This window comes from Clostridia bacterium (genome assembly GCA_035561135.1).
GTDB lineage: Bacteria > Acidobacteriota > Terriglobia > Terriglobales > Acidobacteriaceae > DATMYA01.
This window is the reverse complement of sequence record DATMYA010000020.1, coordinates 1-13,904: the sequence shown is the minus strand read 5'-3', so window position 1 is coordinate 13,904 and position 13,904 is coordinate 1. Positions and strand designations below refer to the sequence as shown.

At 57.9% G+C, this 13,904-nt stretch carries 8 protein-coding genes; 3 read left to right on the top strand and 5 right to left on the bottom strand.

Annotated features, from left to right (window positions below; genetic code table 11):
- Window positions 1–71: 71 nt before the first annotated feature.
- Window positions 72–2,867 (bottom strand): AMP-binding protein, encoded by a 2,796-nt coding sequence (locus tag VN622_05585; GenBank protein HWR35325.1) that lies wholly within the window; start codon window positions 2,865–2,867, stop codon window positions 72–74.
- Window positions 2,868–3,083: 216 nt separating this feature from the next.
- On the opposite strand from VN622_05585, the gene VN622_05580 reads away from it, so the two are divergent.
- Window positions 3,084–3,716, top strand: coding sequence for a DUF892 family protein (locus tag VN622_05580; protein HWR35324.1), 633 nt, complete (start codon window positions 3,084–3,086; stop codon window positions 3,714–3,716).
- Between the two features lie 154 nt (window positions 3,717–3,870).
- Here VN622_05580 and cydB read toward each other — a convergent pair whose 3' ends face one another.
- On the bottom strand, window positions 3,871–4,917 hold the full coding sequence (gene cydB / locus VN622_05575; GenBank protein HWR35323.1) for a cytochrome d ubiquinol oxidase subunit II: 1,047 nt from the start codon (window positions 4,915–4,917) through the stop codon (window positions 3,871–3,873).
- 31 nt (window positions 4,918–4,948) lie between these two features.
- Entirely contained in the window at window positions 4,949–6,319 is a 1,371-nt protein-coding gene (locus VN622_05570) for a cytochrome ubiquinol oxidase subunit I (protein HWR35322.1), read from the bottom strand.
- Between the two features lie 249 nt (window positions 6,320–6,568).
- On the opposite strand from VN622_05570, the gene secA reads away from it, so the two are divergent.
- Window positions 6,569–9,568: a preprotein translocase subunit SecA gene (gene secA, locus VN622_05565; protein HWR35321.1), complete on the top strand. Its 3,000-nt coding sequence runs from the start codon at window positions 6,569–6,571 to the stop codon at window positions 9,566–9,568.
- Window positions 9,569–9,707: 139 nt separating this feature from the next.
- Window positions 9,708–10,154, top strand: coding sequence for a hypothetical protein (locus VN622_05560; protein ID HWR35320.1), 447 nt, complete (start codon window positions 9,708–9,710; stop codon window positions 10,152–10,154).
- A gap of 67 nt (window positions 10,155–10,221) precedes the next feature.
- Here VN622_05560 and VN622_05555 read toward each other — a convergent pair whose 3' ends face one another.
- A complete protein-coding gene (locus VN622_05555) occupies window positions 10,222–11,844 on the bottom strand; it encodes a glycosyltransferase family 39 protein (GenBank protein HWR35319.1) in 1,623 nt (540 codons plus the stop codon).
- A gap of 40 nt (window positions 11,845–11,884) precedes the next feature.
- Complete coding sequence (locus VN622_05550; protein HWR35318.1) at window positions 11,885–12,442, bottom strand: class IV adenylate cyclase; 558 nt, start codon at window positions 12,440–12,442, stop codon at window positions 11,885–11,887.
- Between the last annotated feature and the right edge of the window lie 1,462 nt (window positions 12,443–13,904).

Below are 13,904 nucleotides of genomic sequence, written 5' to 3'. Positions count from 1 at the left end.
CAATCGTCTCACCTGAAGCTCATTACAGAGAATGAAGGCAGCACACCCGTTCGAATTCGCCCCGTCGAAACTTAGCGAGGTGCCGGGGTTGCAGCCGGGTCGTGTGTCGCCTCTGATTCGTTTCGCAGTTCCTCCCACATTCCATCCACTCGATCATGGAGTTCCGTCGTGAGCCGGTCGTATGCCAGTTCGGGCGCTTCGTTCGGATCGGGATAAATGGGATCGCCGAACCTAATCTTCAAATCGGTGAAGCGCTGGAACTGCTTGCCTCTTGGCCAAGCCTCGTAAAACCCTTCTAGTGCAACGGGAACCACTGGAACATTCAAGTGATACGCGAGGATAGCTGCGCCTTTCTTGAACGGCTTCGGTGGACCGTCAATGCTGCGCTCACCTTCCGGGAAGAGCATCAGAACCCTGCCTTTGCGCAGACCGTAGGCTCCGGCGCGCATTGCGGGAACGAGATTGGCATCGGGATCGACGGGGATGAGACGAAGGAAACGGGCGAACTGACGCCAGATGCCGGAACCGAAGATTTCGCTCGTGCCAACATAGAAAACTTCGCGGAAAGCGTGCCAGGGTAGCACGGCAGTCAGGATAGCGGCGTCCAGGAAGCTCTGGTGATTTGGGCTGATGATGAACGGCGCATTCGCCGGAATCTTCTCAGTACCCTCAACGCGCAATCGGAAAACGTCGCGCACGAAGAGCGATACGAAACGCCCGAAAATATACCAGAAAGCGGTGATGATGGGGCGCGGCTTGCTGATGGCGAGAACTTCGGGATCGGTTACTTCGGTCTGGAGCAGCGTCTCCCATCCGACGCCCTGGCCGGTGACGCTGCCGGCGCTCTGGCGTACAGCGTCCACAAGTTCCCGGACCGTGTACACCTCGCTCGCGAGCGAGTCGTCAACATTCGCGCCGAGGTGATGTTCCAACGAGACGAGGAGTTCGACTCTTTCCATGGAATCCAGTCCGAGATCGAGTTCGAGATTGTCGCTGGGATGAAGCGCGGTAGTCTTGTTCTTACTGGAGTTGCGGATAATCTCGATGGAACGCCGCACGTCCGGAAGCGCAAGCCACTCGCGCTCCTCGTCGGTGAGCTGGCGGGCGAGCGAAAGTTCGGAGGTGTCGGCGGGGCGTGCCTGGTTTTCCCTCACGCGCCGCTCGATCTCGAAACGTTTGAGCTTACGCGTTGTAGTGCGCGGAAGATCGTCCTGCCAGATTTCGTAGCTAAGAATGCGCTTCGTTGGCGCGAGGTGGGAAGAAATGCCTTCTATGTCGTAGCGAATGACTTCGCGTGTGTTGACGATCTTCTTCTGGCGTAGGAGGTCGAAGTTGGGAACGACAACGCCGTGAAGGCGCTCGGACATCGGCTCGCCGGGCCTGCTCTCGATGCCCACCACGCAGATTTCTTTGATCCAGGGAGACTTCAGGTAGTAGTTTTCGATCTCCTCGGGATAGATGTTCTTGCCATTGCTGAGGACGATGACTTCCTTGGCACGTCCCGTGATGAAGTAGTTGCCGTCCTTGTCGGCGTAGGCGAGATCGCCGGTGTGGAGCCAGCCGTCGCGAAGAACCTCTGCTGTGGCATCGGGACGGTTGTAGTAGCCCTTCATCACGATGGGACCGCGGATGGCGATCTCGCCGACGAGGTACCCGTGGGTGGCCTCTTCCGCTGGTTTCGGATCGGCGATGCGGGCTTCGTTGCCCGGCAGAGGGCGTCCAATGGAACCCATGACGTTGTCATCGGGCGGAGTTGCGAATGCGCCGCCAGAGGTTTCGGTCAGACCATAAGCCTGCAGAACTTCAAACCCCAGATTGTAGAGGTCGCGTCCGATGGCAGGATCGAAACGGGATCCGCCAGTGACGAAGTAGCGCATCTTGGGGCCAAGCAGGGCATGTACCGGGCGGAACAGAGTTTTCCCTAAGTTAACGTGCAAGGCGCGAGCTATGCGCGAAAGCTTCAGCATCACTTGAAATGCGTTCCAGGCGAAGCGTCCGCGCTCGCGAGCCTTAGTAAAGATGCGCTCGTGGATCAGATAGAAGAACTGCGGGACGCAACAGAAGATGGTGATACCGCGTTCCTGAAGCGCACGCAAGAGCTCGGCCGTATTGAGCGAGTCGAGGAAAACGACCCGCGCGCCATTGGCGAACGGAAGCATGATGTTCGCCATCTGGGCGAGGGCGTGGAAAAGCGGGAGCACGCCAAGGAGGGCGTCGCTGGGACCGAGGTGCAGATAACGTCTTACGGACTCGATCTCTCCGGCAAGGTTGGCGTGCGTGAGGATGACACCCTTGGGGTCGCTCGTGGTACCCGACGTGTAAAGAATGCACGCGATATCGTCCGGCGCGACCTGAGGAGGCGTGAACGAGCCTGGGCCTTCCGCGAACATGAGGTCGAGCGTAGGCAAGCCACTGGTGCCGGGGTGCTCGGGCTCTATGAGCGCAAGGCGGACCTTGCTGGCGGCAACAGATGCCCTTGCCAGCGCGAGGTGGCGCGAGTCGGCGAAGAGCAGTGTTGCGCCGCTGTCTTCCAGAAGACGTGCTACTTGGTCGGGCCGAAAAGCCGTGTCTAAAGGAACTGCGGTGTTGCCGGAGGCGACAATCCCGAGATAAGCGGCTACCCAGCGAGGACTATTGCCGGCCAGAATGGCGCAACGTGCGCCACCGGAGATGCCGTTCTCAAGTAGCCAGCGTGCGATGGACTCGGCCATGGTGCGCAATTGTGCGTAGGTGAAAGCCTCATCCGTGCCTTGCGAGCTGAAAACACTTGAACCTTGGACAGACTCGGAGCCCTGCTGTCGTTGGATTTCCACGGCAATAACGTCAGGCCAGCGCCCGACAGATTCGACGAAACGGCTGTAGAACATAGGTGCTAAGGAATATACAGGCACTGATGCCCAACAGAAAATCGGAAATTGAAAGGAAGGTTCGTTACTGGGGAACTCTGGGAGAGGCGGGTAACCGGGTACTGAGGATCGCAGTTCGCTCGTTGAAACCAGTGGGTAGCTACGGGCGCACGAACCGAGAGTTGGATTGGCACACCTGTGCATTTTTAGTGCATCTGAGCCTGCGGAGGAAACGATATGCAGACAGCTCATGAGCTTTTCTTGCATGAACTGAGCGATATGCTTGACGCCGAACGCAAGTTTCTTGAGATCACCGGTGAGTTTGCCGAAGAGGTATCCCGACCGGATATGAAGAAGCAATTCGAAACGCATCGTGCGCAGACCGAGAAGCAGATCGAGCGGCTGGAGCAGTGTTTCGAAGAATTGAGCGAGGAGCCGGAGGAGGCCGAATGTGCCGGCGTGAAGGGACTGGTCGAAGAACACCAGAACTTCAAGGAAGAGGATCCGTCGGATGACATCCTAAATGTTTTCGACATAACCGCATCCATCAAGGGCGAGCGGTATGAGATCAGCGCGTATGAATCGCTGATTCGAATGGGCACGATGATGGACCACAAGAAAGTTGTAAGACTGCTCGGCCAGAGTTTGAAAGAAGAACAACAGATGGCGAAGAAGATGGAAACGTTCGCGAACAAGGTGAAGCCCGAAAAGTTGGGGATGGAAGAAGAAGAGGGAGAGGGCGTAAGCGAGGAGACGATGGACGAGATGGGGATGGAAGGCGAAGAGATGACGGACACCGGCGCGGCTCGTGGCCGTAAGAGCCAGAAGACTGCCGGCCGGTCGCGTTCTCAAGGCCGGAGAGCCGCTTAGAATTTTATGCAATGCAAGCGAGCAGGGGGCCGCGGCCCCCTCTTTAATTGTCAGCGGCGTTGAAGTCTTTAGGGATCATTAGCTTGCGGCGGAGAACTGAAAATTTGCTGCACCCGCATAATGTGCAAGAATCCGGCATCTGAATTAGGTGCGTTCAGTAGCCGTGATCGTCACCTTCGATTGCCACCTTGCCGCGAAACATGCGATACACGAAGACAAAATATCCGATGGCGATCAGCATGCCAAAACTCCACCAAATTAGCCCGAGTCGAAGTGAATAGTGGCCCGTCGCTGTGTTGTAGATGGTGAGCGTGTGCGCAGGGTTTGTGCTCGCTGGCAGGAGGGTTGGATAGAGTGCCACGGCCGCGCCGACGAGCATGGCGACGAGATAAACGGATGTTGCGAGGAAAGCGGCCTTGAGGTCTCCTCGCCGAAGCGCAAGCGGCATCCACGCCAGTGCGGCTATGACCAGCAGGGGAATGAGAAGACTGGCCGGGTGCTGTCTGTAATTTGAAAGCACCGTGGGGTGGATGTAGACGGTAGCGATTAGGCTGATGATCGTGATGCCGACGAGCGCGGGCCATAAAAGCCGTGCGACGCGCATGCAACGCCGCGATACGGCTCCCTCGGTTTTGAGCGCGACATAGTGCGCACCATGGATGCTCAAGCTGACGAGTGCGACGACGCCGGTCAGAACCGTGTACCAGTCGAGAATGCCGGGCTCAGGACCGACCCGCCAATTCGTCCAGAGTGGCTCAAAGAAATAGCCGTTCGCGCCGAGCGGAACTCCTCGAACAACGTTTCCGAGCGCAGCGCCGAAGAAGATGGCGAGCAGGATGCTCGAGAATGCAAACAGCCCGTCGAAGAGACTTCTCCACACTGCCATATCCAGGTGCATGCGGAACTCGATACCGATGGCACGCAGGACGAGCAACCAGAGAACGATCGTGAGCGGAAGATAGAAGCCGCTGAAACTGGAGGCGTACAGCAGGGGGAAGGCGAAGTAGAGGGTGCCTCCAGCGGCGAGCAGCCACACTTCATTACCGTCCCACACCGGGCCGATGGTGCGGAGCACGAGCCGTCGTTCAGCGTCCGTCCTGGCAACGTAGAGATGGAGAATGCCGGCGCCTATATCGAAACCGTCAAGCACGACGTAGGCGGTCAGCATGAGCGCGACGAGAGCAAACCACGTGGTCTCCATTTGTGCTCCGTTTGGTTCAGTGCAACCTGTATCAGTGAGACACTTCCGGCGCGGTTACGGGCGCGCCCTTTCGATTTCGTAAAGCGGCTTCCGGTCCTTGGGCGATAACCCGGCCAATTAGGAAAACGAAAAATATTGCCAGCACGGTATAGAGCCCCATGTAGCCGAGCAGAGTGAACCAGGCATTACCGGCGGAGACGGTCTGCGAGTAGCCAACGCTGGTGCGCAGCAGTCCGTAGACGAGCCATGGTTGGCGTCCAAGTTCAGATGTCATCCATCCAGCGGTATTCGCGATGTATGGGAAAGGCAGGCAGAGCATCAGGACCCAGAGCATCCACCGCGAGTCGAAGAGCCTGCGTCGCCATAGGAGGAAGGCAGCGACAAGCATGACGGCGATGAAGACCGTCCCAAGGCCCGCCATGATGTGATAGCTGTAATAAAGCAGTGGAATATTCTGCGGCCAGTCTTCCTCTGGATAAGCGTTGAGTCCCTTAACCTCCGCGCCGAACGTGCCATAGATAAGGAAGCTCAATGCCCTGTTCACCTGAACTGGATTGTCGATGCGGCGACGCTGCACGTCAGGCTGTCCAATAAATACCATGGGTGCGCCTGACTGTGTTTCCCAGAGAGCTTCCATGGAGGCGAGTGCGGCCGGTTGGTGTCGCGCGAGGTATTTGCCGTGGAGATCGCCGGTGGGGAACAGTTGCAGAATGCTGAAGATGACGCCGGCAATTACGCCAATGCGGACGAAAATGCGTGCGTGTTCCTGGTGCCGGTGTTCCAGCAGATAGAACGCGCCGACGGCGCTCATAACGAAAGCTCCTGTTATGACGGCGCCACTCATGTTATGCGCGTATTGCAGGAGTGCCCAGGGATTGAGGAGCACGCCCCAGAAGCTGGTGACTTGGAACGATCCGTCAGCCATGCGCTGATAAGCGACCGGATGTTGCATCCACGCGTTGGCGGCGATGATGAAGAACCCGGAAAGCCATGAGCCAACGAAGACGGCAAAGGCCGCCCACCAGTGTCCGCGAGGACTCAGTCGTTTCTCGCCGAAGAGGAAGAGTCCAAGAAATGCAGATTCGAGGAAGAACGAGAAGACGCCTTCCATGACGATTGGCTGCGCGATGACGCCCCCGGTAAGCCTTGAAAAGTGCGCCCAGTTCGTGCCGAACTGGAATTCCATAGGTATGCCGGTCACGACGCCAAGCACGAAGTTGATGCCGAACACTTTGGCCCAGAAACGTGCCGCATCGTTGTAGTGCGCATTGCCGGTGCGAAGCGCAAGGCTCTTCAGAACCACTATGAGCGGCGCAAGCCCCATGGTGAGCTGAGGAAAGAGGTAGTGAAAAGTTATGGTGAAGGCGAAGTGCAGGCGATGTACGAGGAGCGCGCTGTCCAACTGAACCCCCAAGGCGAACAGGCAGTTGGTTCCATTTGCGTTGGATGCAATCCCTTGGCGCCGCTTTGGCGAAGCCTTAAAAAATCGAAGAAGGGCGAAGTTGGGTGTGTTGCGGTCCTCAATCCTTCCTCTAAGGAGTGTGGGTAGAACCACTGCTCTCCCGCGGCATCCAATATAATGATTGAAGGCCTCGCCAAAGGCTGCTGAGAGCCCATGTAAAAGCCTGAGGCTCGAGATAAGGAAGCAATTTTGATTAACGGATTGATGGCAAAGGTTTTCGGCACGCAAAACGAGCGTGAGATTAAGAAGCTGTTGCCACGGGTGACGCGCATCAGTGCGCTGGAACCCGAGATCAGCAAGCTGAGCGATGCCGAGCTACGGGCAAAAACTGACGAGTTCCGCAAACGGATTCAGGAAAGGTTGGCCCAGGTAGCCGACGATGCCGACGGAAACGCGGACCGCGCCAAGCAGATAGCTGCGGAGCGTAACAAGATATTGGCCGAAGTTCTGGACGAGATATTGGAGGAAGCGTTCGCAGTGGTCCGCGAGGCGGGTCGCCGCGTGCTGAACATGCGGCACTTCGACGTGCAGTTGATCGGCGGCATGGTGCTGCACTCCGGCAAGATCTCCGAAATGAAAACCGGTGAAGGCAAGACGCTGGTGGCGACGCTGCCCGTTTACCTGAACGCTCTGAGCGGGCGCGGCGTGCACGTCGTTACCGTCAATGACTACCTGGCCAAACGCGACTCGGAGTGGATGGGCAAGGTCTACACGTTCCTCGGCCTAACTGTCGGTGTGATCGTCCACGAACTGGACGACGACCAGCGCCGGGATGCCTATGCTGCGGACGTGACCTACGGAACCAATAATGAGTTCGGCTTCGACTACCTGCGTGACAACATGAAGTTCGATCTGCGCGAATGCGTGCAGCGCCCGCATAACTTCGCGATCGTGGACGAGGTCGACTCCATCCTGATTGACGAAGCGCGTACTCCGCTCATCATCTCCGGAGCAAGCGAGGAGTCGACCGACAAGTACTACAGAGTGAATCGGATTATCCCGAAGCTGGAACGCGGCGAAGAGATCACCCAAGGCGACGACAAGGTCCTGACGAACGACTTCGTGATCGACGAGAAGCACAAGACGATCACGGTGACGGATAAAGGCTGGGAAAAAGTTGAGGGTTTGCTGGGCATAGGCAACATCGCCGACCCGGAGAACTGGGATCTTAAGCACCACGTTGAGACCGCGCTCAAAGCGCACGCGCTGTATCGTCGCGACGTTGAATACGTGGTCAAAGACGGGGAAGTACTGATCGTCGATGAGTTCACGGGACGCCTGATGCCGGGTCGCCGCTGGAGCGATGGGCTGCACCAGGCCGTGGAAGCGAAAGAAGGCGTCAAGATCGAGCGCGAGAACCAGACGCTGGCGACAATCACCTTCCAGAACTATTTCCGTATGTACAAGAAACTGGCCGGCATGACCGGTACGGCCGAGACGGAAGCCGCCGAGTTCTACAAGATTTATAAGCTCGAAGTGCTGGTCATCCCCACGAACAAACCGCTGTTGCGCATCGAGAACCCCGACACCGTGTACAGGACCGAGCGGGAGAAGTTCAATGCCGTGGCCGATAGCATTGCAGAACTGCATGAGAACGGCCAGCCTGTGCTGGTGGGCACCACGTCGATTGAAAAGTCTGAGCGCCTAAGCGATCTGCTGAAGAAGAAGGGCGTGAAGCACGAGGTTCTCAACGCGAAGCAGCACGAGCGTGAAGCGGAGATCGTGGCACAGGCCGGACGCTTCGGGCAGGTGACGATCGCCACCAACATGGCGGGCCGCGGAACGGACATTCTGCTCGGTGGCAATCCCGAATTCGTGGCAAAGCGCGAGTGCGTGAAGCTTGGACTGGCGCAGCCGGTGGCGGAAGCCGTAGGCGAGATCGAGGCGCGTCCCGACGATCCGACGACGACCTACTGGTACTACTCGGGAAATGAATTCAAGGTCGCTACCCAGCAGTGGCAAGAGATTCTGAATAAATACAAGGCGGACACCGACAGCGAGCACAAGAATGTCGTCGACGCCGGAGGCCTGTTCATCCTTGGAACGGAACGGCACGAAGCGCGGCGCATCGACAATCAGCTGCGTGGACGTGCTGGTCGCCAGGGCGATCCTGGCGCTTCGCGTTTCTATCTGTCGCTGGAAGACGACTTGATGCGCATCTTCGCCAAGGAGTGGGTGAGCACGCTGTTACAGCGGCTCGGCATGGAAGAGGGCGTACCGATCGAGTCGAAGCTCATCACCCGGAGAATCGAGGCGGCGCAGAAGGCTGTCGAAGCGCAGAACTTCGAAGCTCGTAAGCATTTGCTCGAGTACGACGACGTGATGAACAAGCAGCGCGAGGCCGTCTACGGGCTGCGACGCCAGTTGTTGGAAGGGCTCGAACAGAAGGAACTGATTCAGCAGGATTACGTGCGCGACATTCTTGGCACGTTGCTGGACAAGTACGCCAGCAAGGACAGGCATCCGGAAGATTGGGATATCGCGGGGCTAAAGAACGAAGTGTTCACGCGCTTCGGCGTGGACATCCAGGCGGAAGGCGTCGAAGCCGAAAAGCTGAACCGGCAGGAACTTGGCGATGCCGTTTTTGAGAAGCTGGTTGAGCGGTATGACGCGAAGGAGCGGTTGATCGGCCCTGAGGCGATGCGACAGCACGAGCGCGTCATCATGTTGAGTGTGCTCGACCAGTTGTGGAAAGAGCACCTGCTCAACATGGACCACCTGAAGGAGGGTATCGGGCTGCGCGGTTATGGCCAGCACGATCCCCTGGTGGAGTACAAGCGCGAGTCGTTCCAGATGTTCGAGGAGATGATGGCGCGCTTCGAAGAAGAGACGGTGCGCTACCTGTACCTTATGCAGGTTCTGGATGCCGATGGCAACGAAGTTCGCTTACAGCGCCAGTACCAGGCCGCGCCGCAGGAAATGGATTTCGGCGATGGATCGTCTCCTAAGGCGAGCAGCGATGGCACGGGCGACGCCGCAGCAGCAGCACGCAGGCGCGCGCAGACTTCCATTGACGACATCGAAGAGGAGTTCCAGCGCAAGAAGCGTCGTGAACTGGACCAGGCGCGCATGGCCGGTTCCGGCGACATGCAGCAGGTGCAGCAAGTCGTTCGCGGAGACAAGGTCGGGAGAAACGATCCGTGTCCATGCGGCAGCGGCAAGAAGTACAAGAAGTGCTGCGGGGCATAAGCGGACGACAGCAGTGGTTCAACAGGCGGCCTTCCTAACCGGGAGGCCGTTTTCGTTGTAGCGCTCGTCCGGATGATGTGTACGGGATTAACTGCAGCGGCGTAGACCTATCTCGCATCCATTGAAATGGGAGGAAGCGATGCCCGGATTAAGATACGCGCGACTGATTGAGAAATACTCTGATGCGCTGGCGATTGGGATCGTGCATAAGTTACATGCTGCGGAGCGGACAGATTCATTGCGCGCCATACCGGCGACGGAACTGGAGCACGACGTTCGCCAACTGGTTCAACACCTGGGGGACTGGCTGGACACGAAGACTGAATCGGACGTTCACCAGCGCTTCACGCGCCTGGGAGCAAGGCGCGGTCAGCAAGGCGTCCCACTGGAGCAGTTGGTTTGGGCAATGATTATCTCGAAGGAACACTTGTGGACTTTCATGCAGGGCGAGGCCCTCGCAGATGACGCGCTGGAACTGTTGAGCGAACTGGAGTTTGTGATTTCGCTGGAGCAATTCTTCGATCGCGCGGTGTACTACGTCATTGTGGGACACAAGTCGGCAATGAAGGAGCGGCAGGCAGCATAACGGACATGGTAGCGGGATTTGAAAGCGTCGAGGCATATGCCCGGCGCTTTTCGTTTTAGAGGATTGTTTAGCTGAAGTGTTTCGTGTAAGGCCAGAAGTCTGACAGGGGCTGCTTGAGGCCGCGACAGTGATAGATGGGTAGATTTTCGTCCGGACGAGCGTTGGGGTGGTCAAGGACCGCGACCTGGGAGAAAGACGCGCAATTGCGTTCGAGGCTCTGCGGATCGTCTTCTCCGAGAACGATGATGCTTTCGCCGGTGTAGCCTCGTGGTCCCCAGAACCAGTAGCTCTGGTGTCCGCCGATGGATTTTGGGAGGCCGTAACGTGGGCCGAAGAAGTCGATTGCGCCAGCCTGTCCGTAGTTGTCGGCGAAGATGGCGGTGCGGGCGCGCTCGTCTGGAGTCAGAGAGTTGTAGTAGCGCGCGACGGTTTCGACCATCTCCGGCCAGCCAAACATATCGGCATAGAGTTGCGGCAGGCGCCCCTGGGGTTGGTTCTCGAATTTCGGCGGCTCTAGCCCGAGCGCCCTTGAATAGCGGATATAGGTTTCGGCGGGCAGCACGGGGAAGAACATCGGCGCGATCAAGGCACCAACGATGACCCATACGCAAAGATACGCGGCAAGGGTCCAGCTGCGAGCCGGCCTCAGCTGGCCTTCGGCGGGTGAGCACCATCGTTCGAGCGCGATGCCTCCGGCCGCAAAGAGCACCGGATAAACCGGCGCGAGATAGTAGCTCTTACCCTTCAGCACCATCATCTCCGCCAAAAAGACGATGTACGCCCACCCGAGGACACGATACGGCTTGCCTCGACGGGTGAAGAACCAGGCGATACCGGCGGCGAGCGCAGGCGTGGCAATTGGATTCATCATCAGGAGCTGCTGCCCGATGAACGCCAGCGGCCCGAGTGCGACATCGCGCCCGGAGTGGCGGATGTTGCCCATGAGTTCCAGGAAGGGGAATCCGCGGTTTGCTTGCCAGAGAAAGTTGGGCAGGATAATCAGGCAGGCGAGGGCGCCTCCGAGCCAGATCCACGGACGTGCAAGCGAGCGGCGCATCGGCGTCAGCAGGAGTCCGACGATTATGCCAACGCCGAAGAAACCTATGCCGTATTTGTTGAGAAGCGTGACTCCGGAGATGGCACCGAAGAGCAGCCAGAGGCGCTCGTTGCCGGTGTTTGCGATACGGAGGACCACCCATGCGCAGGCCATCCACAGCGGCACATCGAAGCTGTTCATGGTGAGCAAGTGGTCCATGCCGAGATAGACGGTGGAGAGCAGGGTGCCGAGGGCGGCGATGCCCTGCGCGATGCGTCCTCCGCGCATTTCTCGCGCGAGAAGCGCGGCTAGTATTACTGTGAGGGTTCCGGCCAGCGCCGGCAGCAGGCGGAGTGCAAACAGCGAGGTTCCGAGCGTGTGGCGAATGAGCCAGGTGATGGCAGCCACGAGCGGCGGCTGGTCAACGTATCCCCACGACGGGTGTTCGCTGCAAGCGAGATAGTAAAGCTCGTCGCGGAAGTAGCCGTAGTTGTTCACCACTGCAAGGCTAACGAGCAACTTGACTGCGGCCAGGGCGAGGACGACGCCCATACCGGTGCGAGTGGCTGCATTCGTTGTCTGCGCATTGCCGCTCGTTGCCGCATTGCGGAGATCGCTGGATTTCAGTTCAGAGGTGCCGGCCCGCATCGTCATGAGTACCTCGTAAATTGTGTTCGTGGTGTTGAAACGCGACTCAGCTTAGTTTGGCCGGAGAGACGCCACACTCGGCGAATGTCATGTCGGTTGCATGACTGCCGGTGCGAGCGCGCCACTCAAGAAACAGGTTTGCATACGACTTGGTGATGTATTCGCTTTCGGTAACGCCGAGAGACGCCGCGGTCCGATCGATCCATTCGGGAGCGCCTTCAATTTCGGCGACGACGCCGATGGGAGTGCGATCGATCACAACTTCGCCATGACCGTCAGTCCACTCGGCGCGAAACTTCTCATAACGGAAGCTGGGAGCATAGCCCAGCGCAAGAAGTATGGCCTCCATCTGCGGGCCATCGGAGACGGCCGTTTCGTTCTCGATGCGCGTCTTATGCCGTGCGTTCTGAGACTTGGCTTTGTGAGTTAGCGTCCAGCGATCGCCATACTCGCGCAGTCGGAGGACGTGACCTTTATGGCGGAGCGACTTATCGGGCAAGTCGTAGAGCGTGTTCATCTCGTGCGTGGGCGGCGTTTTCTCAGAGAAACCAGCTTCGCGCAGTCGCTGCTCGAGCGACGTGGCGTTCACAACCAAGAATTTCACTTCCACTTCCTGGGGCGCGCTCATAGCGCATGAGTATAGGGCATCGGCGCCGGTGCAACCATCCAGGCTGTGTCCGTTAATGTAATTCCCTGGAGCCTAGACTCGCGTGGGCATAAGATGCTGGTCGTGGGAGCAACAGGGCGGCTGTGTCCAGGAGTGGAACTCGCCGCCCGCTGCAACGCTCGCTACTCAGGGTTTACTGCCATTGCAATCTGTGGCGCAGATTGGCAATGCATTGGACTCAACTGATTGCTGGCTCGAATTATCCTCGTAAGTCTTGCCGTCTGCAAACCACACACGAGCAGAAAACGTAGACCAATCCGCTGTTGCCTGCAGCCCCCTGAGCATTGGACGCGTATCAGTCGTCTTCGCACGAACGACGAACGATTCGTTGGGTGCCAATTTCTCGCAATGTGAGTGGCTTGCGTCGTCGACGAGCTTGATGCTCCCCAGCGCTCTTCTATCTCCCTTGGCATCCCTTACATGAAGGGAGAGTGTCCCTCCGGCATATGAATATGGTTCCGGTGTCAGAGGTTCTACGTGAGAAACCTGCGGGTCGTTGGGAATGCAGGTAGGCTGCGAGCCTGTATTGGTAAATCTAACCTCGTATACCACTTCGTTGTTGGGCTCCAAGTTGGCACTCAGGAGTGATAACGTCAACGGGCCACGAGGTGGAGGGCCACCGATGAGTCTTCCATAGATGCCAGAAATTGTTTGTGCCGATGGTGGAAAGCGCCTCGTCGCTTTGGGCACATCTGTTAAGTCCAACACGCGCTCTTGGCCAACAAGCATGCGGTCTTGGCCCACGGTAGCCAACAAAGAGAGTACGAAAAATAACATGCGAACCATCCCAGCATCCTCCATTGTTATTGCTGCCCAAATGTCGCGGTGACAACACGGTCGCTGTTCATCGCGACCCAACAGGTGTTGCTTGATGTCGAATCGCAGCCGCTCCAACTAAAAAAAAGTAGAGCCGGCTGGTGGCCCACATCTCAACTCTCCTCCTGCCGGTGCCCCACATCTGCGCGGTGTTCGCAGATGTGGGTCTTTTTGGGATCTCATCACATCTCCCGCGAATGAGGAATTCTGCCACTGCGTCTGTCAGCCGTCCATTGTGATTCGTTTCGAAGACGCCGACCTTAGTGATTGCGTAACGCCGGAAAAAGTTCAAAAGACCCACATCTCGGAACACCGCCGAGATGTGGGGCACCGACGCAGTTTAGCCCGGAGATGTGGGCCACCGGCCCCAACACAAGCCAACAGAGGGCTTGTGTCGGGCCACCGACCTGATTCACGACACGATAATTCAGCGCGCCTGCAAGCGGATAACCCCGCTTTCAACTAACGACGACACACTTGCGACTGAATAGCTAGAATCGTTGAGGGTAGTCTGGCGAATAGAAGCTTTGACCTGCAGTTGTTGGCCAGTCTGTAACGAGGCGGATACTCGGCTTGGCAGGGC